The sequence below is a fragment of the Arthrobacter sp. HMSC08H08 genome (assembly GCF_001807575.1).
Taxonomy (GTDB): Bacteria; Actinomycetota; Actinomycetes; order Actinomycetales; family Micrococcaceae; genus Pseudoglutamicibacter; species Pseudoglutamicibacter albus.
On the sequence record NZ_KV789376.1, the window covers coordinates 61,782 to 84,117 of the forward strand.

The window sequence follows — 22,336 nt, forward strand, 5'->3', positions numbered from 1 at the left end:
TGAATGTCCTTCTCTACCAGCGTGCGGTTATGCAGAGGCCGTTGCGGCGTGGTTTTCGATGATGTCCGATGGCGAGGACAGTGTGCCTCGGACCGCGGTTGCCGCTGCTACGAGCGGGGACACGAGGTGTGTTCGCCCACCTTTACCCTGGCGGCCTTCGAAGTTGCGGTTGGAGGTCGATGCGCAGCGCTCGCCTTCGGAGAGCTGGTCTGGATTCATGCCCAGGCACATTGAGCAACCGGCAAAGCGCCATTCGGCACCGAAGTCCTTGAAAACCTGATCCAGGCCTTCGGCTTCTGCTTCAAGCCGCACGCGTGCGGACCCGGGAACCACGATCATGCGTACGTTCGGGTCTTTTTCTTGCCCGCGGATCACATCCGCCGCGGCCCTGAGGTCTTCCATGCGGGAGTTGGTGCAAGAGCCTAAGAATACTGTATCTACGCGGATGTCTTTCATTCGGGTTCCGGCTTCCAGCCCCATGTATTCAAGCGCGCGTTGGGCTGCAGCTTTCTCGTTCTCGTCACCGTATTCTTCTGGGTGCGGAACCACGTCGTTGAGCGAAACGCCCTGGCCCGGGTTGGTGCCCCAGGTTACGAAGGGTTCGAGCTCGTCAGCGTCGAGGAACACTTCTGCATCGAATGTCGCGTCATCGTCGGTGCGCAGGGTCTTCCAGTATTCGACCGCGGCATCCCATTCTTCGCCTTGTGGGGCGTGTGGGCGGCCCTTGATGTAGTCGAAGGTTGTCTGGTCTGGGGCGATCATGCCCGCACGCGCGCCGGCTTCGATCGACATGTTGCACATCGTCATGCGGGCTTCCATCGAAAGCTGCTCGATCGCAGAGCCGCGGTATTCCAGCACGTAGCCCTGCCCGCCACCGGTACCGATCTTGGCGATCACCGCGAGGATGATGTCTTTCGAGGTCACGCCTGGGCGCAGGGTTCCTTCAACGTTGATCGCCATGGTCTTGAACGGCTTGAGCGGCAGCGTCTGGGTTGCCATGACGTGTTCGACTTCCGAGGTTCCGATGCCGAAGGCCAGCGCACCGAACGCGCCGTGGGTTGATGTGTGGGAGTCACCGCACACGATCGTCATACCGGGCTGAGTGAGGCCCAGCTGTGGGCCAACGACGTGCACAATGCCTTGTTCTTTATCGCCCAGCGAGTGCAAGCGGACACCGAATTCCTTGCAGTTAGCGCGCAAAGTTTCGATCTGCTTTGCGGAGATCGGGTCTTGGATGGGCCGGTCGATCTCCAGGGTTGGGGTGTTGTGGTCCTCGGTCGCGATGGTCAGGTCAGGCCGGCGTAGCTTTCGGCCCGCTAGGCGCAGGCCTTCGAAAGCCTGCGGCGAGGTGACCTCGTGCACGAGGTGTAGGTCGATGTAGAGCAAATCAGGGCGGCGGTCGAGGCCTTCACCCTCGCCTCGAGCTACGACGTGGTCTTCCCACACCTTCTCTGCCAAGGTGCGCGCGGCTCCTGTGCTCGACATGTCGTTCTTCCCTTCTGAGTGCTGTGCGTTCCCAGTCACGATGTTCTCAGCTGTGATGGTCTCAGTCACGATGCTCACAGCTGCGATGCTTGCTGTGATCGCGGCGTGTGTTCACGACCACGCTAACATCAGGCTATTCCACATTCTGATCTTGTGTCTCAAAGATTGAGACGTTATGGTTTCTAGCATGTCACAAAACAGTGGTGTGGGCGTCATCGATAAAGCGACGATGATCCTTGATGCCCTCGAGTCTGGACCTGCAAGCCTCGCGGACCTCGTGGAAGCGACCCACCTCGCCCGGCCAACAGCCCACCGGCTCGCCCAAGCCCTGGTTCATCACGGCCTTGTGACCAAAGACCTTCACGGCAGGTTCGTCCTCGGCCCACGTCTATCTGAGCTAGCGGCCGCCGCAGGTCAAGACCGGCTTGTCTCCGCATCGCGCCCAGCTCTACAGCGCTTGCGGGAACTCACTAACGAAAGCACCCAGGTTTTCAAACGCCAAGGCGATCTGCGTGTATGCATTGCCTCCGCAGAGCGCCCCACTGGCCTACGCGACACTATCCCGGTGGGTACGCAACTGTCCATGGCCGCAGGTTCGGCTGCCCAGATCTTGCTCGCGTGGGAGGATCAGGCCCGCATCGTGCAGGGTCTTGAAGAGGCGCGGTTCACTGCGCATGACCTCGCGCGCGTCAAGAAGCGCGGCTGGGCACAGTCCGTGGGAGAACGCGAACGCGGTGTGGCCTCCGTGTCCGCGCCGATCTTCAGCCCGACCGGGAAGGTTGTGGCCGCGCTTTCGATGTCCGGGCCTGTTCAACGCATCAGCAATGACCCGGGGAAACGCTACGGAAGCATCGTCGCGCAAGTCGCTCATGATCTCAGCGCCTCAATCGCGGTCTAGGTTTGCAATCTAGGTTCTCAGTCTAAGTTCGCACCCCTGGCACCTTGAGGGCTCGTACTGCTTAGGGCTTATCTGTCGAATAGTGATCGAAACCTAGGTTTTCATCCAGGCGCTGCCCCTCCAGATAAATCCCAGACTGCCGGCCTGCCTGGTTCAGCTGTGTAACCTCGCCGATTCGTACGATGCTGACGCCCGGTAGCTGAGGCAACTCCGTTCCGGCGGGCACGGTGAATAAGAGGTTGAACTCCTCTCCTCCGTAGAGAACGTTGTGGCGCGCTTCTGCGCTCTGCAGGGCCCACGCTTGCCCCAACTGTGCCGCCATCCGTTCAATAGCTGCCTCATCCAGGACCATGTCTACCCCGCTGGCTTCGGCGATGCGCGTGGCGTCCCGCACTAGACCGTCGGAAACGTCGATGCCGGCGATGCGGTGGCCAGCTGCAGCTAGTGCTGGTCCGAGCTCCAGCGGCGGGGTGGGCATGAAGTGCGCCTCGAGAGCGCGAGCCAATTCGTCTTCGTCAGGCTGAGCGTGCTGCCTCGGCATGTGCTCTAGGGAAGGCTCTTGTTGCGTTCTGGAGTCCAGGAGCCGGTTCAGGGCAGTGCCGGATGTGCCTGGCAGCCTGCCTGCGATATAGAGCTGATCCCCTGGCCGGGCCGCGTTGCGGACGATGGGCCGGGCCTTACTATCGAGTTCCCCGACCGCAGTGATCGTGATCGAGATCGCTTCAGCAGCAGATACGTCCCCACCGAGTAGTTCCACACCTTCTGCCCCGAGTACCTCGCAGGCGTCCCGCATGCCTGCGGCGAATTCGCTGGGCCAACTCGCCGCAACATTCTTCGAGAGTGACAGGGACATCAGAAGAAAACGGGCCCGCCCACCCATCGCGTTAATATCGGAAAGGTTCTGCGCCGCGCACTTGAAACCAAGTAGCCGCGGGGATGTTTCGACACCGCTGGGCCACGCCTGCATAAAGTCTTGGCCTTCAACCGAGGTATCCATCGTCAAGACCAGGCGCGCGTTTGCGGCGAGTACGGCGGCGTCATCGCCGTTACCAACAAGCACTGCTCCGCGACCCCGAGCCTCATCAGGGCCTTGGACCGCTGAGTTCACGGAGCCCGCTGAGCTAGCGTTGGGCGCGAAGGCGCGGTTGATGGAGGCGATGATGGCTGCCTCGCCTAATCCGCTGACGGTCCCCACCGGTTTCCCCTTTCTGCGCACGATTCTGCACCCGTTTCTGCGCACATTTCTGCGCACGTGAATGAGTCACTAGCCAGATTAGGGTATAAAAAATCCCGGTGATGCGATCACCGGGATTTTTCTTGCGTGACCCCAGCGGGATTCGAACCCGCGTTACCGCCGTGAGAGGGCGGCGTACTAGGCCGCTATACGATGGGGCCGCTTTCGCGACACGCTACGCAGATCCTCAATGAATCTGCATCACATATTGAATTAGTGAACCGTGTGTTGCGACGTGACCCCAGCGGGATTCGAACCCGCGTTACCGCCGTGAGAGGGCGGCGTACTAGGCCGCTATACGATGGGGCCAAATGCTACTCCCCATCTCTTTAACCCACTGCTTGCCAGAACAAGTACGTGTGGGGTTTAAGGGGAATCGCTGATCTCTTCTGCCGTGAGGGCTACCCGCTTCCATAACAGCGGTGAGATCTTCGCTGGGATACCAGGACTCGAACCTAGAATAACTGAACCAGAATCAGTCGTGTTGCCAATTACACCATATCCCAATGTGCACTACAGCGTAGCACGATCAATATGAATTCTCATATTCAATTATGCTTACCCGGTTTTGCGAATCAGTATTCTCAAACTGCTCGCATTCACCGAGTGTTTTTCGTTGCGATCAAATGTTTTCTCGCGACGGCATGCGATTGTCTAGCCTACCCGAGACGAGGGAGGAAACCAAATCGGCTTCCTCCCTCGTGTCGAACGCCACATTAACGCCGGGTTTACTCCGCGTGGTTCTCGCGGAATGCACGCAGCCGCGCCAGGGTTGATTCTTTACCCAGAATTTCGAGGGATTCGAACAGTGGCGGGGACACCCGATGCCCGGAAACAGCGGTGCGGACCGGGCCGAACGCTAGGCGTGGCTTGAGCCCAAGGCCATCAATGAGGCTTTCCCGCAGGGCTTGCTCGATGTTGTCTACCGTGAACTCGGAGACCTTCTCGAGCGCGTCCGCTGCAACGTCGATGACCTCGCCCAGGTTCTCTGGCATGCGCTTGAGGGCGTCGTCATCCATCGTGATCTCAGCGTCTGGCTTGAACAGGAAGTCCAGCATCTTAGGCGCCTCGCCCAACAGTTGCATGCGTTTCTGGACCAGAGGCGCCGCCGCTTCAAGGATGCGCTGTTCGTCTTGTGTCAGCGGGTCCGAGACAAGCTCAGCGTCTCGCAGGTACGGGATCAAACGTTCAATGAAAACTTCAGGCGAAAGCCTACGGATGTGCGTTCCGTTGATGGCTTCGGCTTTCTTGACGTCAAAGCGGGCAGGGTTGGGCTGTACATCCTTGATGTCAAAGGCCTTGACCATCTCCTCCGTCGTGAAGATGTCCTCATCCCCGGAGATCGCCCACCCCAGCAACGCGAGATAGTTGACGAGGCCTTCCTTGATGAAGCCGGCGTCGCGCAGGTTGAACAGCGATGATTCCGGGTCACGCTTGGACAGCTTCTTATTGCCCTGCCCCATGACGTATGGCATGTGGCCGAAACGCGGCAGGTATTCAGCGATCCCCAGCTCAATCAGCGCGCGGTAGAGCGCGATCTGACGTGGGGTCGAGGACAAGATATCTTCGCCGCGCAGAACGTGCGTGACACCCATGAGCGCGTCATCAACCGGGTTGACCAGCGTATACAGAGGCGCGCCGTTGGCGCGGGCCACCACGAAGTCAGGAACCGAACCGGCTGGGAACGTGATCTCACCGCGGATGAGGTCCTCGAACGTAATGTCCTCGTCCGGCATCCGCAGACGGAACACGGGCTTGCGGCCCTCGTCACGGAAGGCTTGCTTCTGTTCCTCGGTGAGGTCGCGATCGTAGTTGTCATAGCCTAACTGGACGTCCTGCCCAGCTGCCTGGCGGCGTGCCTTGACTTCCTCCGGGGTCGAGAAGTCCTCATACACGTATCCGCCGTCGATCAGCTTGCGCAGAATATCAGCGTAAATATCCATGCGCTGGGACTGGCGGTACGGCTCTTGCGGCCCGCCCACGCGGATGCCTTCGTCCCAGTCGATCCCGAGCCACTCCATCGCGTCGATGACCTGGTTGAAAGACTCTTCAGAGTCGCGCGCGGCATCCGTGTCCTCGATGCGGAAAATCAGGGTTCCGCCCGTGTGGCGCGCATAAGCCCAGTTGAACAGGGCGGTGCGGACCATACCGACGTGCGGGGTGCCGGTGGGTGAAGGGCAGAAACGAACGCGAACAGGAGTTGAATCGGAAACCGTAGGAAGCGACGCAGTAAAGCTCATGATCCTTTATCTTAGTAGGTCGTTATCAACGATGAGGGCAACCAACAATGACGGCAAGCAACGATGCGGGGCCGCCAACCGAGCGGTTGCCGGCTACATCACGCGATTCGATAGCGTGCCGATGCCTTCGATGGTGACTTCAACAGTCTGTCCTTCCTGCAGCAGCCCAACGCCTGCCGGGGTTCCGGTGAGCAGCACATCGCCTGGAAGCAGCGTGAACGCTTCGGAGGCTTGCGCGATCAGGCCCGCGACCTGGGTCAGCATGTCACGGGTATTGCCGTCTTGGACCGTCTCGCCATCCACTGCGGTGGTGATCGCCAACGCATCAGGGTCCAATTCGGTCTCGATCCACGGACCCAATGGAACCGACCCGTCGAAGCCTTTAGCGCGGGACCATTGACCATCGTTGCGTTGGGCGTCCCTCGCGGTGAGGTCATTGGCGATCGTGTACCCGAACACGACCTCGTGGGCGTTCTCCGGCGGGACGTCTTTACAGATACGGCCGATCACAACAGCGAGCTCCCCCTCATAGGAGATCTCGTCGGAGAAGTCCGGGAACCGGATGGGCTCCCCCGGCCCCAAAACCGCGGTGTTCGGGATCAGGAACATGACTGGCCGGGCGGGCGCTTCCCCACCCATCTCGCGTGCGTGCTCGGCATAGTTTTTGCCGAAACCCACGACCTTGGAACGCGGGATGATCGGTGCGACTAAACGCACATCATCTAATGCGTGCACGGTCTGGGTTGGTTGGACGCCGTGGAAGAACGGGTCACCAGCTAGCTCGATAACCTGCTCGTCTTCTACGAGTCCATAGAACGGATCATCATCAATGACACAACGGGCAATACGCATGAAACCAGCCTACTGGGTCTACTGGAGCTCAGTTGGGTGCGGGGATGTCAAGGGGCTGCGCGGTCAGGCGAGCTGGTGCAGCCATCCGCGTGTGTCATCGACCGCACCGGTCTGTACACCGAGGAGGTCGTGACGGATTGTTGCCCACACGCCATCGTGCTTCACTTCCGGCATCGTGAGGGTCATGTCACGGCCGCGTAGCTGCGAGATCGGTGTGATGACTGCGGCGGTTCCGCACGCGAATACTTCATCGAGGGTTCCTTCATCGAGGCGCTGTTTCCACTCACCGAGTGTGAAGGTGCGTTCCTCGACAGCCAGGCCCTTCTCTTGTGCGAGCTCAAGCACTGAGGAGCGCGTTACGCCGTGTAGGATTGTGCCGTCCAACGCTGGGGTGACTAGAGTCTTGCCGTTATCGATCACGAAGAACACGTTCATGCCGCCGAGTTCCTGGACCGCGTGATCGTTTGTTGGGTCGGTGAAGATGACCTGTTGGCACTCGTTGGCCTCAGCTTCGAGTTGGGCGATGAGCGAGGCCGCATAGTTGCCGCCGCACTTGGCTTCGCCGGTACCTCCGTGACCTGCGCGGGCATAGGTTTCAGAGAGCCAAATCTGAACCGGTTTAAGCTCGCCGCCAAAGTAGTTACCGGCAGGTGAGGCGATCACGCGGAACTCATAACGATGCGATGGCCGCACCCCCAGGAACGCTTCGGTTGCGATCATGAACGGTCGCAAGTACAGCGATTCGCCGTCACCGTCCGGGATCCACGCCTCATCGGCACTCACTAGTTCCTTGATGGCGTGCAAGAAGACGTCCACTGGCAGTTCAGGCATTCCCAAACGGACCGCTGAGCGGTTCAGACGGCGTGCGTTGGATTCGGGGCGGAAGCTGTACGCGCCGCCGTCCTTGTGGCGGTAGGCCTTGAGTCCTTCGAAGACTTCTTGGCCGTAGTGCAGAACAGCGGCGGCTGGGTCCAGCGCGACCGGGCCATATGGAACTACTCGCGCGCTGTGCCAGCCCTTGTCAATATCCCAGTCGATAATGACTTGGTGATCCGTGTAGTGGGTTCCGAAACCCGGGTCTTGCAGGATCTTTGCGCGTTCCTCGTCCGAGGTCGGGTTGGTCGTGAGCGTGCGGGTGAATTCCACTGTTGTGCTCCAGTTCCGATACGTTTCGCCGCTCATGGTGGCGGCTCGTGATGTGTTTGTGCGGCGACACAGACGCTGAGTCTGCATGCACCTGTAGGTAACCCCTTTAGGTAACCCTAGTCCCGCGCCTACCCTATGCGGTAGAGCAAGACCGATGATGGGAGTTTGAGGCCGCGCTATGCGCTCAGCTGCGCGATGATCGCATCGCCGATTTCGGTGGTGGCTCGCTGCGGCGCGGCGGGCGCATCAACGAGTGCAGCGAGGTCGCGTTCGACTGCCGCTTCGATCGCGTCGGCTTGCTCGCCCAGCCCTACGTGGCGCAACAGGAGTGCACCGGAGAGGATCGCGGCGGTCGGGTCTGCGATGTTCTTTCCTGCGATGTCTGGCGCGGATCCGTGGACTGGCTCAAACATCGACGGCGCGGTTCCATCCACGTTGATGTTGCCGGAGGAGGCGAGCCCGATGCCGCCGGTGACGGCTCCTGCGAGGTCGGTGAGGATGTCGCCAAAGAGGTTATCGGTCACGATCACGTCAAAGCGGGCTGGGTCTGTGACCATGAAGATGGTTGCCGCGTCGACGTGCAGGTAGTCCACGATGACGTCTGGATAGTTCGTGGCTTCTTCGTTGACGATGCGGTTCCAGAGCTTGCCGGCGTTGACCAAAACATTGTGTTTGTGGACCAGCGTGAGCTTCTTGCGGCGTGCGGTGGCGCGTTCGAAGGCGTCGCGGACTACGCGGCGGACGCCGTGGGCCGTGTTGATCGATACTTCGGTTGCGATCTCGTGCTCGGTTCCCGTTTTGAATTGGCCGCCGTTACCTGCATAGAGACCTTCGGTTCCTTCGCGGACCACAACAAAGTCGATCTGGCCAGGTTCACTCAGTGGGCCCACGGAACCTGGGAAGAGCCTGGATGGGCGCAGGTTCACGGCGTGATCGAAGGCGAATCGAAGCTTGAGCAGGATCTCGCGTTCGAGGATGCCTGATGGGATCCGTTCGTCGTTGGGGGCGGCACCTACCGCGCCGAAGAGGATCGCTTGGTGCTCACGGAGTTGCTCGAGGGTTTCCGTGGTGAGGGTTTCTCCGGTTTCGAGCCAGTGCTCAGCGCCGAGGTTGTATTCGGTGGTCGCTACGTCAACATCGGTGTTTTCCAGCGATGCCATGATGACTCTGAGGGCTTGGCTAACAACTTCGGGGCCGATGCCGTCGCCGGGGATCACTGCCAAATCAAGTGTGCGCGTCATGGCTTCCACAATACGCCCTCGTCCACAATATGAGCCAACATCCCACTATGTGGGACGCGTTTATGACGGCCTCGGCACAGCACGGCTATGCACCCAAGTACCGTCGCTCCGTGGCGCCGCCGCGCGTCATACCCTGGTCGCAGTCAAAAGTGCCTCTTACTCATTAGAGTGTGGTGTATGGCCCAGACCGCTAACACTCGCCCAGGCAGGATTAGGCGCACGGAAACGTGGATCCGCACCCACCCGGTGAGGATGGACGTGATTCAGGCCACCTGCATGGTTCTGTTCATCGGTTTCATCTTCTGGGCGTCGGGCCCTCTCCCGTTGGGGCCGCGCTCGCCAGACCCAGCCAGCGGTGATTTCTTTCAGGGCTCACTTGCGCTGCCTTTCTGGCCGCGATTCCCCCATCCCGTGCGTTACATCACCCTGATTTTGGTGCCGGTAGCGTTGTGCGTTGCGTGGGCTATTCGCCGCTATAATCCGGGCGCCGCGCTGGTGACCGCGGTGATCGCATGCCTTGCGCAAGTGTTCATTGTCGCTGACCAGTCCCCCATGCTGATCCTCGTGCCGCCCATTATTTATTCTTCGGCCGCGCATGGGAGCCGTTGGGTCTCGAATACGGCTTTAGTGGCAGGGCTTCTCGGTTCCGTTTTGGCGATCCTATTCTTCGTACCGCACGGCGACAACGATTGGAAAGCCCTTGACTACGCGGCGGCTCTGATCGGGCATTGGCTCATTGTGACGGTCGCGTGGCTTCTTGGTCGCCTATCTTTTGAACGGCGCGCACGTTTCGAAGCTGAAAAGCTGCGCATGAAGAGGCTCATCGACGAGCAGGTCAGGGAGCGTGAGTTCGCTGCAGCGGATGAGCGTCGTCGTATTGCCCGGGAGATGCACGATGTGGTGGCTCATTCGCTCTCGGTCATCGTGACTCAGGCAGACGGCGGCCGGTATGCGGCCGCCCAACGCCCGGAAGTAGCGTGCGAGGTTTTGGAGACGATCTCTCAAACGGGGCGTGAAGCGTTGACCGAGATGCGCTCACTATTGGGGATTTTGAGGGATGAGGGCGATGAGGCCCGCAGAGCCCCCGCCCCTGGTTTTGATCGGCTTGATGAACTCGCCTACACCGCGAGCGCGAGTGGTATTGAGACCTCGATTGATTGGAAGCATTCCCCTGCCGGTACGTTGCCTCCCGGTGCTGAGTTGGCGGTGTATCGGATTGTTCAAGAGGCGTTGACGAATGTTCGTAAGCACGCGGTTGCGCCTACGCGTACGGATGTTGTTCTGACGTGGATGGCTCGCGGGCTTGCGGTGACGGTGGCGAATGATTCGCAGGCGCAGCATCATTCGACACAGGGCGATTCGGTGGCAGATGCTTCGGGGGCGCAGCGTCCGGTGACTGTTGGGGTTGCCGCCGCGTTGCCCTCGAGTGGGCGAGGGCAGGTTGGTATGCGTGAGCGGGCTGAGCTGTATGGGGGTAAGGTTGCTTTCTCGGTTTTGCCCGGGGGCTATCAGGTGTACGCGTTCATCCCGTACGCCTCGGATGAGCTTGCTAGTGCGTGAGCACGCGATCCTTGAATCAGTAAATCGTTAGGTATGAAAGTGATTGAGCCGAGCTTGGGCTTGGAAGGTTGTGGGTTTGGAGGCTTCCATGGAGCGGATTAAGGTTGCGCTGGTTGACGATCAGCAACTGGTGCGTTCTGGTTTTCGGATGTTGATTGATTCGCAGCCTGATTTGTGTGTGGTTGCGGAGGCCTCTGATGGTCTTGCGGTGTGCAGGCCGCCGGGAAGTGGTGCCTCTGTTGGTGATGCGGATGTTGTTTTGATGGATATCCGTATGCCTGGGATGGATGGAATTGCCGCGACCACGCAGTTGCTTTCGGATGCGGCTCGGCGTGGTGTGGAGGCCCCGCGGGTTTTGATTCTGACGACGTTTGATTTGGATGAGTACGTTCTTGATGCGATTTCGGCTGGGGCTGCCGGGTTCTTGCTCAAGGATGTTCCTCCGGAGGATCTGCTGGAGGCTATCCGCACTGTGTTCCATGGTGGTGCGGTGGTTGCGCCGAGTTCTACTAAGCGGCTTCTGGACCATATGGCGCCTCTCTTGCGTTCTCAGGCTCAACAAGACGGGGCTTCGGCTCAGGACCTTCTGGAGCTTCTGACTGCGCGGGAGGCTGAGGTTTTCAAGCTCATGGCTGAGGGTTTCTCTAACACGGAGATCGCCGAGCAGCTGTGTTTATCTGAGGCGACCGTCAAGACACACGTGGGCCGTGTTTTGTCCAAGCTTGAGGTTCGTGACCGCGTTCAGGCTGTCGTCCTTGCGTATAAGACAGGCGTCGTGACCCCTTAAACACGTCATCTGTTGACGCTTCAAGGCCATGTCATACCTGAGTATGACATGGCCTTGCGTTTTTCCATCCTGGTGGTCGATGATCACAGATCGCGTGGAAATTACTGTAGAAGCATGACTACACAACCTCCATCATCTGAAGCACACATCGGTTCGCACGCGGCTCAGCCGGCAGTTGCAGCATGGAATCTCACCAAGGTCTTTGGTGAGGGTTCCACTCAGGTCACGGCTTTGAATAACGTGACTGTGGGTTTTACCCGCGGTAGGTTCACCGCGATCATGGGCCCTTCGGGTTCGGGTAAGTCCACGTTGATGCACATGCTGGCAACCCTGGATCGCCCCACGAGCGGGGCATTGTCACTGGGTGATACTCGCGTGGACACCATGAATGAAGACGAGCAGACCCGTATGCGCCGCGAGCGCGTGGGTTTCGTGTTCCAGGCGTTCAACCTGGTTCCAACCTTGACGGCCAAGCAGAACATTCTTCTTCCGCTTGAGCTTGCCGAACAAAAGCCGGACATGGCTTGGTTCAACGAGCTCGTTGAACGTTTGGGTCTGAGCGAACGTTTGAACCACAAGCCACACGAGCTCTCTGGTGGCCAGCAGCAGCGTGTTGCTGTGGCACGTGCATTGCTGTCCCGTCCCGATGTGATCTTCGGTGACGAGCCGACCGGTAACTTGGATTCGGAGTCCGGCAGCCAGGTGCTGACCTTGCTGCAGCGTGCAGCGCACGAATACGGCCAGACAGTGATCATGGTGACTCACGATCCGCAGGCCGCATCCTACGCTGACCGTGTCTTGTTGCTCTCTGACGGTGTTATTGCCGGCGAGATCAACCACCCGACAGCCCAGGGTGTGGCTGAAGCGCTCGCTCAGTTGGGGGCCAAATAATGAATACGATTGCACGCGCGAATGTGCGCGCTTATCTGCGCCGCTATATAGCGGTAATCCTCGCTGTGACGATCGGTGTTGCGTTCCTCAGCGCTGTCATGAACTTCTCGACCTCCTCGAAGGCGAGCCTCGCCAATTCCCAAGGCCAGGTCTATTCACAGTCTGATGTTGTCGTGCAGGTGAAGGATACCGGCAAGTCTCAGGGGGACCCTGAAAAAGCAGCACAGGGGCTGGAGCAAATCGACAAGATCGTGACCTCGAACGGTTCGGTTGCTGATCATGCGATGTATCAGAGCGCAATGATCTTCTCACTCGGCGGAGGCTACGATCCTCTGACCCTCTATGCAGTCAAGGGAGACTGGAGCCTGTTCGGTTTCAAGAAACTCGAAGGCGAATTCCCTGATGGCAAGAGCATCGGTATCTCCAAGGAGATCAAACAGCGCTTCAAGGGTTCTCAGGACTCAAGCGCGCCGGCGCTGACCCTGGGATACTCGCCGGATTCTGACGGGCAGGAGCAGGACCCGGAGGAAGCTAAGCCGCAGAAATACGAGGCCAACGGTGTATTTGAAGACTCTATGATGATCGATGACCTTGGTTTGCCTCTGGTCTTCATGGACTATAAGCAGGCTGAAGCCTCAGGCCTGTTGATGGGCTCTCCCGAGCCGGTGTACCTGCTCAAGCTCACCCCGGGTAGCAACCCGGATGAGATCGTACGTCAAATCAAGACCGCCGTGCAGAAAGCCGGCATCGAGGGCGTCACGGTTGCGACACCGGAACAGCTGCTCGAGCAGTCGATGGAGAACATCGGCTCCTCCATGGTTTTCCTCACCGTAGCGCTCTTCGCGTTCGTGCTGCTCTCGGCAGTGGTGTGTGTGCTCGTCACATCGAACACGTTCACCGTGGTTTTGGCTCAGCGCACCCGCGAACTTGCGTTGCTTCGCACGATCGGCGCTAGCTCGAAGCAGATCAAGTCCATGATGCGCACCGAAGGCCTCCTGGTCGGGTTGATCGGCGGCGTGGTTGGTGTTGCGCTCGGCATCGCACTGATCGCCGGCGGTGGTTCGATCATGGCTTGGGTTACTAAGTCTTCGACGTTCCAGTTCGCATTCAACTGGTGGTCCATCCCAGCCGGCATGGTCCTGGCAGTGGTCATGACATTGCTTGCTTCGATCCGTCCGGCAAAGAAGGCCTCCAGCCTCTCCCCGATCGCTGCCCTCCAGCCGCAACAAACCGTGACGGTCGGTAGCCGTAAGGGCAAGAAACGCATCACCACCGGTGTGCTGCTGATCCTGTTGGGTGCCGTTTTCATCGGCATCGGCATGGCTGGGCCTGCGGTTCTCCCTGTCGAAGATGACGCCGACACTGCCGCGGTGTTCTTCTTGGTCGTCTTCCTAGGGTGCGTGCTGGCCTTCCTCGGCCTGCTCGTTGTCGCGACCTTCCTCGTGCCGTTCCTTGTGGGGCAGGCCGGTAAGCTCTTCGCTGGGAAACCGGCTGGAAAGCTCGCTGGGCTCAACGCGGTACGCCACCCAGCCCGCACAGGTGCGGTCGGCTCCGCACTGATGATCGGTGTGGTGTTGGTTGCGGCATGCCTCACGGGTATGTTCAGCCTCAGGGCCACGATGAACAACATGATCTCCAACCAGTTCCCGATCGATGCCAAAGTCTATTTCGAAGAGGACAAGCTCCCGACGGATAAGACGCTCGAGAACGTTGCCAAGGCTAACGAGGTCGAGGCAGCAGTGTTGGTCAAACCTGCGAAGCTCACGGAAGACCAGATGGCCGAGACCTCCTGCAGCGCCCTCTATGTTGGCGATGTCGAGGCGTTGAAGAAGGTCGTGCCTTCGAACGTGCCGTTGCCTGGGGCAAACGAGTTCGGCCCGGTCGGAAAACTTGAGGAAGCTCTTCCGCTGAAGATCAAGGGCACCACGCTCAAGCCTCACGGTACCGCCTCGAGGGCAGCCGTTCCGTGCATGATCGATATCCAGACCGCTCAGAAGCTCAACATCGAGACGCTTGATGAGCAGACACAGATCTGGGCCAAGCTGGACGAAGACGTCAAGCCGACGACCGCCTCTGAGGTGATCGCCAACGCAGCACACGTAACCCCACAGAACCTTGAACTGGCCGCACAGGAAAAGGAAGCGTACGACGCCACCATCATGACCTTCACGCTGATCGTGGTTGGGCTCTTCGGTGTCGCGGTCCTCATCGCGCTGGTGGGTGTCTCTAACACCCTGACACTCTCGATCCTCGAACGCACCCGCGAGAACGCTTTGCTGCGAGCCCTTGGCCTCACCCGCAAGCAGCTACGCTCAATGCTGTTCCTCGAAGCGTTCCTGATCGCAGGCATCACAGCGCTGGCGGCAGTGTTCTTCGGTACCTTGTTCGGCTACTTCGGGTCCACCGCTCTGCTCCGTTTAATGGATGGTGCAGAGTTCACGATCCCGTGGATCCCGCTGTTCATCCTGTGGGTAGCAACCGTGGCGATCACCATGCTGGCAACGGTATTGCCAGCACGCCGCGCGGCCAAGATCACTCCAGTTGAGGGGCTCGCCGTCGAGTAAACGCTCACGAAGCGTTACAGCGGCTAGCTACACAGGCTAGCTACATAAAAGCGGTGGGGCAGGTTCACATTCATGTGAACCTGCCCCACCGTTGTAGTCCAGTTACGCTAGCTAACGCTGTGGTTCCACAGCGTTAGCTAGATTGGGGCTCCTCATAGCGTGGGAAGATCGGTTGCGGCTTCGGCAGCGGCGTGCCCGCCTCGACTGTGCTATCGAACGCCGCGAACGTGCGCATCGCGCCCTGGCGGACACCCAGCACATCCAACATGCGGGTCATCGAATCCGGCATGACCGGCTGAGCGAGCAACGCGACCCGCCGCACCACATCCAAGGTCACAGCCAACACCACCGACATGCGCTGCGGGTCTTCCTTGCGCAAAACCCACGGAGCCATCTCAGCGAAATACGAGTTCGCATCGTGCAGTACCTTCCACTGCTCAGCAAGGGCCAGCGAGAACGCCTGCTTATCGTAATGAGCTCGGGCCGAGTCCAGCAGACCCTTGGCGGAATCCAACAGCTGCGTATCAGCCTCCGTCAGATTCTCAAGTGCTGGCATCTTCCCGTCAAGATTCTTAGCGACCATCGAAAGGGAACGCTGCGCGAGGTTACCGAGGTTATTAGCCAACTCCGCGTTCATGCGGTTCACAATCGCCTCATGCGAATACGAGCCGTCCGCACCGAACGGCACTTCACGCAAGAAGAAGTACCGCATCGCATCCAAGCCATAATTCTCGATGAAGTCAGCCGGACCCACCGTGTTACCGAGAGACTTAGACATCTTCACGCCATTATTGTGCAAGAACCCGTGAATCATGATGCGCTTGGGCAACTCGATGCCAGCAGACATCAAAAACGCAGGCCAATAAATCGCGTGGAAACGGGAAATATCCTTACCGATAATGTGCACGTCGGCTGGCCAGTACTTGCTGAACTTCTCCCCCGCGGTATCTGGGTAGCCCACGCCCGTGACGTAGTTCGTCAACGCATCAACCCACACATACATCACGTGCCCTGGCGCATCCGGAACCGGGATACCCCAGTCGAAGGTCGTGCGCGAAATCGAGAGGTCCTCAAGCCCACGCTCAACGAAACGAATCACCTCGTTGAACCGGGAACCCGGTGCCGCGAACTCCGGCTGCTCCTTATACAGCTCAAGCAACGGCTCAGCGTACTTGGAGAGACGGAAGAAATACGATTCCTCTTCCGTCCAGGTCACCTCAGTTTCCGTCTCGGTCGCGTAGCGGACCCCATCCTCACCTACGTGGGTCTCTTCCTCGTCGTAATAGGCTTCATCGCGTACCGAATACCAGCCCGCATAGTGGCCCAAATAGATATCGCCATTGGCCTCCATGGCCTTCCAGATCGCCTGGGCGGCAGCCTGGTGATCCGCATCAGTGGTGCGGATGAACCGGTCATAAGAAATACCCAAAGCATCCTGCGTGGACTGGAACCGATCCGAGTTCACACGCGCCAACTCCATCGGGGTGATGCCCTGCTTTTGTGCAGTCTGCATCATCTTCTGGCCATGCTCATCAGTGCCCGTGAGGAAGTAGACGTCATAGCCATCCAAACGCTTGAAACGCGCCATCGCGTCAGCCGCCACGAATTCGTAGGCATGCCCGATGTGCGGTTCCCCGTTCGGATACGAGATAGCCGTGGTCATGTAGAACGTTTTATCTTTACCCAGATCAGTCACGCCGCGATTCTATCGAAATGAGGTGTGGGATGGGCGTACATGACACCCATCCCACACTGTTCCTCACACCGTTCCCAGCTCTGCGCCCTGCACCACGCCCTGCACCGTTGCGGTGCCTTGATGCGCCAGAGCCTAGTCAGGTTTTAGTACTCTTCGAGGTCGACCTCGCGAGCAACGCTCGCGCCGATCTGTTCACCGATGGTTTCCAACAGGCCCTCCGGCAGGGCGTCATCAATCGTGACAACCGCGGCGGACTGGCCCTGCTCATCGGCCGGGGCCACCTGCATACCGCCAATGTTGACGTTATGCTCCCCCAAGACGCGACCCAACGCACCCACAACACCCGGGCGGTCCTCATAACGCAGAATCAACATGTGATCCTCGATCGGGATCTCAAGGTTCTGCCCGAACACTGCGGTGAGCTTCTGGATCTGCTTGGGGCCCGTCAACGTACCGGTCACCGACAGCGCAGCTCCGGAGGCCAAAGCACCCGAAACCACGAGCTTATTGCGGTAGTCCTCAGAGACCTCGGTGGTAGTCAAGCGGGTTGCGACACCACGCTGTTCCGCAAGAACAGGCGCGTTGACGTAGGAGACCCCCTGCGAGACAACATCGGTGAAAACACCCTTGAGGGCGGCGAGCTTGAGGCTCGTGACGTCCTTGGAGGCGATCTCACCAGCCACCGTGAGTTCAACCGAGGTCAAACGCTCACCCTGCGCGAGTGCGGAGAAAATACGGCCGAGCTTCTCCGCCAACGGAATACCAGGGCGCACGTCCTGATCGATCACGCCACCGGCAACGTTGACCGCATCCGGAACCAGCTCACCTGTGAGAGCCAAACGGACGGACTTAGCGACAGCCACGCCAGCCTTCTCCTGGGCCTCAGCGGTCGAGGCACCCAAGTGCGGGGTCACCGAAACGTTGGGAAGCTCAATGAACTTGATGCCCTGGGCAGGCTCGGACTTGTAAACATCGATGCCCGCACCGGCGATCTGGCCTTGGGTCAACGCCGTGTAGAGTGCCTCCTCGTCGATGAGGCCGCCACGGGCGACGTTGAAGACGAACGCGGTGTCTTTCATCCGCTCGAACTGTTCGGTTGAGATCATCCCGGTAGTCTCCGGGGTTTTCGGCATGTGGATCGTGATGAAGTCAGCCTGAGCGAGCAGTTCATCGAGCTCCACGAGCGTGACACCCAGCTGCTGTGCACGAGCCGGGGTCACGTAGGGGTCATATGCGACGAGCTTCATACCGAATGCGGCGAGCCGTTCTGCAACAAGCGCACCAATGCGGCCCAAACCGATGATGCCAGCGGTCTTCTCAAAGAGCTCGACACCCGTGAATGCCTTGCGGTTCCACTGCCCCTCTTTCATCGAAGCGTTAGCGGCAGGAATATTGCGGGCCGCAGCGATGATGTGACCCACCGTCAGTTCAGCTGCGGAAATGATGTTAGAGGTCGGCGCGTTGACAACCATCACACCATCCTGGGTGGCCGCCTTGATATCGACGTTGTCCAAGCCGACACCGGCACGCGCAATCACCTTGAGGTTCTTAGCCGCGCTGATCGCCTCCGCGTCCACCTGCGTGGCGGAGCGAACCAAGATCGCATCGACATCAGCGATATCGGCGAGCAAACGGTCACGGTCCGCGCCATCAGTCCTGCGGATCTCAAAATCTGGGCCCAACGCTTCAACGGTTGCGGGCGAAAGTTCTTCTGCAATCAGTACAACAGGCTGAGTCTGAGCCACGAACGTGATCCTCTGTTCGATCGATGGGGTTATGTCACTGGTTTATCAAGCGTGTTTAGCGGGCACTGCGCACTTCCGGCGGAATCCCACTGCACCTAACGCTATCTTCCTCACAGCCAACTGCCACCCAGGTTTCGCTGGTATGACACACAGCACGCTTCATGAAATGCAATATAACGATGCGGTTGCCGGCTTGATCCCGCTCGTGCCCCTGGTGGCGCTTAAACGCGGCGGCGGGAAAAGAACCATGGGTTCTTTTCCCGCCGTGAGGCTCACCGTTCATGCTAGCGAACGGCTGGAGCTGGACTTAGCGAGCGGCAGTGCCCTCGGTGTAGTCCGAATCGGTGTCTTCCATCCAGGAGAACAGCTTGCGCAGCTCGCGGCCGGTCGCCTCGATCGCGTGACCTTCCTGTTCCTTACGCAGCTTCTGGAACTCGGTGGCGCCGTTGTTCTGGTCATCCATGAAGCGCTTGGCGAAGGTGCCGTCCTGGATGTCCTTCAGAACAGCCTTCATGTTTTCCTTGACCGATGGGTCGATCACGCGTGGTCCGGAGACGTAGTCACCGAACTCAGCGGTATCGGAAATCGACCAGCGCTGCTTGGACAAGCCGCCTTCAACCATGAGGTCAACGATCAGCTTGAGCTCATGCAGTACCTCGAAGTATGCGATCTCTGGAGCGTAGCCGGCCTCCGTGAGGGTCTCGAAACCGTACTGGACCAGCTGGGATGCGCCACCGCACAAAACAGCCTGCTCACCGAAGAGGTCAGATTCGGTCTCTTCAGTGAAGGTCGTCTCGATGACACCGGCGCGGGTAGCGCCAATACCCTTAGCCCACGCCAGAGCGATCTCCTTGGCATCGCCAGTCGCATCGTTCTCAACGGCGATCAACGCTGGAACACCGCGGCCGGCTTCAAATTCGCGGCGGACAACGTGGCCTGGGCCCTTAGGAGCAACCATGATCACGTTGATGTCCTTGCCCGGCTCGATGTAGCCGTAACGGATGTTGAAACCGTGGGCGAAGACGAGGGTGTCGCCTGCCTTGAGGTTGTCCTTGATGGACTCCTCGTAAACCTTGGCCTGAACCTGATCTGGAACCAAGATCATGATGACGTCAGCCTCAGCCGCGGCATCAGCAACGTTGAGGACCTTGAGGCCTTCAGCTTCAGCCTTAGCGCGGGACTTGGAGCCCTCAGCAAGACCAACACGGACATCCACGCCCGAATCACGCAGCGAAAGCGCATGAGCGTGGCCCTGGGAACCGTAACCGATAACGGCTACCTTCTTATCGCTGAGCTTGCTCAGATCTGCGTCTTCTTCGTAGTACATGGTGGTGCTCACGAAACCATTCCTTACAGTTTGAGTTCTTCTAGGTCTAAAAATTTTCTCGGTCACTTATCGGCTGCGATGTGTCGCAACTCGATGCCCCAGATCGATGCCCCAGCTAGGCCGAAATCGAGTGCAAAGCCCGATGCGACAGCGACTTGCGTCCGCGTGCGATAGCCAACGTTCCAGCCTGCACGATCTCGCGGATACCGAACGGCTCCAAAACGTCAAAGAGTGCAGAGATTTTCTCGCCCGAACCGGTCGCTTCAAGCACCACGGTGTCCGGTGAAACATCCACCACACGGGCACGGAAGTAATCCGCCGCCTGCGTCACCTGGGTGCGTGTCTCCGCGTCAGCGTTGACCTTGATCAGCACATGCTCACGCTGCACGGAGTGTGTCTGCTCAAGCTCAACAATCTTGATCACGTTGACGAGCTTATTCAGCTGCTTAGTCACCTGCTCCAATAGCTTCTCATCCGCCTGAACCACTACGGTCATGCGCGAAAGCCCTGGAGTCTCGGTGGGGCCTACAGCCAAAGAATCAATATTGAATGCACGGCGGGCGAAGAGGCCAGCGACGCGAGTCAACGCACCGGGGACGTCCTCGACCAGTACCGATAAAGTATGGCGTGCCATTGATGTAGTCCTATTCCTCTTCCCACTGAGGCGTCATGCCTCGTGCCACCTGAATCTCGTTATTTGAAACACCTGAAGGGACCATCGGCCACACCATGGCGTCCTTGGAGACGATGAAGTCGATCAGCACGGGGCGGTCGTTGATGGACATCGCCTTCTCGATCGCCGCATCAATCTCGTCTTCGGTCTCCACACGGATACCAACGCAACCATAGGCATCCGCCATCTTCACGAAGTCCGGGACACGGATCGAATCCTTACCCGTGTTCAGCTCGGTGTTGGAGTAGCGGCCGTCATAGAACAGCGTCTGCCACTGCCGAACCATGCCGAGTGACGAGTTGTTGATGAGCGCAACCTTGATCGGGATCTTGTTGATCACACACGTCGCCAACTCCTGGTTAGTCATCTGGAAGCAGCCGTCACCATCGATGGCCCACACAACACGGTCCGGGTTACCGACCTTGGCACCCATCGCCGCCGGGATCGAATAGCCCATAGTGCCCAAGCCTGCGGAGTTCAGCCACTGGCGAGGCCGCTCGTACTTCACGAACTGAGCAGCCCACATCTGGTGCTGGCCAACACCTGCAACATAGATCGCTTCAGGACCAGCAATCTCACCCAGACGCTGGATGATGTGCTGCGGGGCGAGCGCGCCGTCGGTTGTCTTGGTGTAGCCGAGCGGATACGTATCGCGGATGCGGTTGAGGATCTCCCACCACGGCTCAAGATCCGGGGCTTCCCCCTCATCCTTGCGTTCGCGATACGCCTCGGTCAGGTCCGGGAGGATCCTCTTCAGATCCCCCACGATCGGAACATCAGCGTTACGGTTCTTAGAGATCTCCGCCGGATCCACATCCACGTGGATCACGCGTGCTTCCGGTGCGAAAGAATCCAGCACGCCGGTCACACGGTCATCGAAACGCGCTCCGAGGGTGATCAGCAGGTCCGCCTGCTGAAGCGAGGACACCGCAGCAACTGAACCGTGCATACCCGGCATGCCCAGATGCTGATCGTGGGAGTCCGGGAACGCACCGCGGGCAGTCAGCGTGGTCACCACGGGTGCGCCCACCAGCTCGGCAAGCTCACGCAATTCTTCGGCCGCATCGGCCTTGATCACGCCACCACCGACATAGAACACCGGGCGGATCGAGGAAGCGATGTATTTAGCGGCCTCACGCACCTGCTTGATATGACCCTTAGAGGTCGGCTTATAGCCTGCCATGGCTGGCTGCGGAGGCCACGTGAACGTCATCAGGCCTTCTTGGGCGTCCTTGGTCACATCGACCAGAACCGGGCCGGGACGGCCTGTGGTCGCCAGATAGAAAGCCTTCGCGAGCGTGTCCGGGACATCCTGGGCGTTGGTCACCAGGAACGAATGCTTGGTGATCGGCATCGTGATACCCACGATGTCAGCTTCTTGGAACGCGTCAGTACCGATGACCTTGGAGTTCACCTGACCGGTAATAGCGACCATCGGGACGGAGTCCATATGGGCATCCGCGAGCGCGGTCACTAGGTTGGTTGCACCTGGCCCGGAGGTTGCGATCGCGACACCCGGACGGCCAGTCACCATCGCATAACCCTGAGCCGCGTGCCCAGCCCCCTGTTCGTGGCGCACCAGCACGTGGTTGAGTTCCGGTGCCTCCAACAGCGGGTCATAGGTTGGCAGAATAGCTCCACCCGGAAGACCAAAGACAGACTCAATACCTAGTTCCTGAAGGGAACGCACAATAGCCTGCGCGCCCGTCATCTCAATCGGATCTACGCTCCGATTAGGCCCCATGACGTCCACCGCGTGCCCGCGGGGGTGGTGTGTCTTGCGGGAGTTCTTTCCCGCAGACGCATCGGATGCAGCGTTCGCCTGCCCCATGATGCTGTCCCTTCTCACCGAGTGATGTACTAGTAGCTGTGTTTGGTACTCCCGTGCCGATGCGCAACTGGAAGGTCATCCCGGATGCGCTACTCCCGCTCGCGTTGTATCGCGGCCGGAAAGCGAGGCCTACCATGTGGCCTCAAGCACGTTTCCCAATCGTCTC

At 59.2% G+C, this 22,336-nt stretch carries 16 protein-coding genes and 3 tRNA genes; 5 read left to right on the forward strand and 14 right to left on the reverse strand.

Translation table 11 applies throughout. The features are described from left to right. Window positions 1-27: 27 nt before the first annotated feature. The gene (leuC, locus tag HMPREF3175_RS01630) at window positions 28-1,485 is read right to left on the reverse strand and encodes a 3-isopropylmalate dehydratase large subunit (protein WP_035757251.1); all 1,458 of its coding nucleotides are present in this window, start codon (window positions 1,483-1,485) and stop codon (window positions 28-30) included. Between the two features lie 187 nt (window positions 1,486-1,672). On the opposite strand from leuC, the gene HMPREF3175_RS01635 reads away from it, so the two are divergent. Further along, window positions 1,673-2,383: an IclR family transcriptional regulator gene (locus tag HMPREF3175_RS01635; protein ID WP_070490571.1), complete on the forward strand. Its 711-nt coding sequence runs from the start codon at window positions 1,673-1,675 to the stop codon at window positions 2,381-2,383. Between the two features lie 61 nt (window positions 2,384-2,444). On the opposite strand, the gene thiL is transcribed toward HMPREF3175_RS01635, so the two are convergent. The 8 genes from thiL to HMPREF3175_RS01675 all read right to left on the reverse strand — a co-directional run bounded on the left by thiL (window position 2,445) and on the right by HMPREF3175_RS01675 (window position 9,096). After that, window positions 2,445-3,578, reverse strand: a complete 1,134-nt coding sequence (thiL, locus tag HMPREF3175_RS01640; protein ID WP_070490372.1) for a thiamine-phosphate kinase — start codon at window positions 3,576-3,578, stop codon at window positions 2,445-2,447. A gap of 127 nt (window positions 3,579-3,705) precedes the next feature. After that, a tRNA-Glu gene (locus HMPREF3175_RS01645) sits at window positions 3,706-3,778 on the reverse strand. 75 nt (window positions 3,779-3,853) lie between these two features. Continuing rightward, a tRNA-Glu gene (locus HMPREF3175_RS01650) sits at window positions 3,854-3,926 on the reverse strand. A 125-nt stretch (window positions 3,927-4,051) separates the two neighbouring features. Then, window positions 4,052-4,123, reverse strand: a tRNA-Gln gene (locus HMPREF3175_RS01655). A gap of 222 nt (window positions 4,124-4,345) precedes the next feature. Then, complete coding sequence (gltX, locus tag HMPREF3175_RS01660; protein WP_070490374.1) at window positions 4,346-5,857, reverse strand: glutamate--tRNA ligase; 1,512 nt, start codon at window positions 5,855-5,857, stop codon at window positions 4,346-4,348. Between the two features lie 93 nt (window positions 5,858-5,950). Beyond that, complete coding sequence (locus tag HMPREF3175_RS01665; protein WP_035757201.1) at window positions 5,951-6,709, reverse strand: fumarylacetoacetate hydrolase family protein; 759 nt, start codon at window positions 6,707-6,709, stop codon at window positions 5,951-5,953. 63 nt (window positions 6,710-6,772) lie between these two features. Continuing rightward, window positions 6,773-7,891, reverse strand: a complete 1,119-nt coding sequence (locus tag HMPREF3175_RS01670) for a branched-chain amino acid aminotransferase (RefSeq protein ID WP_070490376.1) — start codon at window positions 7,889-7,891, stop codon at window positions 6,773-6,775. A gap of 140 nt (window positions 7,892-8,031) precedes the next feature. Further along, entirely contained in the window at window positions 8,032-9,096 is a 1,065-nt protein-coding gene (locus HMPREF3175_RS01675; RefSeq protein WP_070490572.1) for a 3-isopropylmalate dehydrogenase, read from the reverse strand. A 177-nt stretch (window positions 9,097-9,273) separates the two neighbouring features. On the opposite strand from HMPREF3175_RS01675, the gene HMPREF3175_RS01680 reads away from it, so the two are divergent. From HMPREF3175_RS01680 to HMPREF3175_RS01695, 4 genes are all read left to right on the forward strand, one after another. Further along, window positions 9,274-10,656, forward strand: coding sequence for a sensor histidine kinase (locus HMPREF3175_RS01680; RefSeq protein ID WP_176745108.1), 1,383 nt, complete (start codon window positions 9,274-9,276; stop codon window positions 10,654-10,656). An 88-nt stretch (window positions 10,657-10,744) separates the two neighbouring features. Continuing rightward, window positions 10,745-11,443, forward strand: coding sequence for a response regulator (locus HMPREF3175_RS01685; RefSeq protein WP_070490574.1), 699 nt, complete (start codon window positions 10,745-10,747; stop codon window positions 11,441-11,443). A 114-nt stretch (window positions 11,444-11,557) separates the two neighbouring features. Beyond that, on the forward strand, window positions 11,558-12,334 hold the full coding sequence (locus HMPREF3175_RS01690) for an ABC transporter ATP-binding protein (RefSeq protein ID WP_070490378.1): 777 nt from the start codon (window positions 11,558-11,560) through the stop codon (window positions 12,332-12,334). Next, the gene (locus HMPREF3175_RS01695; protein ID WP_070490379.1) at window positions 12,334-14,898 is read left to right on the forward strand and encodes an ABC transporter permease; all 2,565 of its coding nucleotides are present in this window, start codon (window positions 12,334-12,336) and stop codon (window positions 14,896-14,898) included. Before HMPREF3175_RS01690 ends, HMPREF3175_RS01695 begins: the two co-directional genes overlap by 1 nt. A gap of 133 nt (window positions 14,899-15,031) precedes the next feature. Here the strand turns inward: HMPREF3175_RS01695 and metG are convergent, their stop codons facing one another. The 5 genes from metG to HMPREF3175_RS01720 all read right to left on the reverse strand — a co-directional run bounded on the left by metG (window position 15,032) and on the right by HMPREF3175_RS01720 (window position 22,170). Continuing rightward, window positions 15,032-16,594, reverse strand: coding sequence for a methionine--tRNA ligase (metG, locus tag HMPREF3175_RS01700; protein WP_370991803.1), 1,563 nt, complete (start codon window positions 16,592-16,594; stop codon window positions 15,032-15,034). A gap of 143 nt (window positions 16,595-16,737) precedes the next feature. Further along, on the reverse strand, window positions 16,738-18,339 hold the full coding sequence (gene serA / locus HMPREF3175_RS01705) for a phosphoglycerate dehydrogenase (protein ID WP_070490381.1): 1,602 nt from the start codon (window positions 18,337-18,339) through the stop codon (window positions 16,738-16,740). 307 nt (window positions 18,340-18,646) lie between these two features. Further along, the gene (ilvC, locus tag HMPREF3175_RS01710) at window positions 18,647-19,666 is read right to left on the reverse strand and encodes a ketol-acid reductoisomerase (protein ID WP_035754776.1); all 1,020 of its coding nucleotides are present in this window, start codon (window positions 19,664-19,666) and stop codon (window positions 18,647-18,649) included. Window positions 19,667-19,781: 115 nt separating this feature from the next. Further along, the gene (gene ilvN, locus HMPREF3175_RS01715) at window positions 19,782-20,300 is read right to left on the reverse strand and encodes an acetolactate synthase small subunit (RefSeq protein WP_070490383.1); all 519 of its coding nucleotides are present in this window, start codon (window positions 20,298-20,300) and stop codon (window positions 19,782-19,784) included. 10 nt (window positions 20,301-20,310) lie between these two features. Continuing rightward, complete coding sequence (locus HMPREF3175_RS01720) at window positions 20,311-22,170, reverse strand: acetolactate synthase large subunit (protein ID WP_070490384.1); 1,860 nt, start codon at window positions 22,168-22,170, stop codon at window positions 20,311-20,313. Window positions 22,171-22,336: the final 166 nt, after the last annotated feature.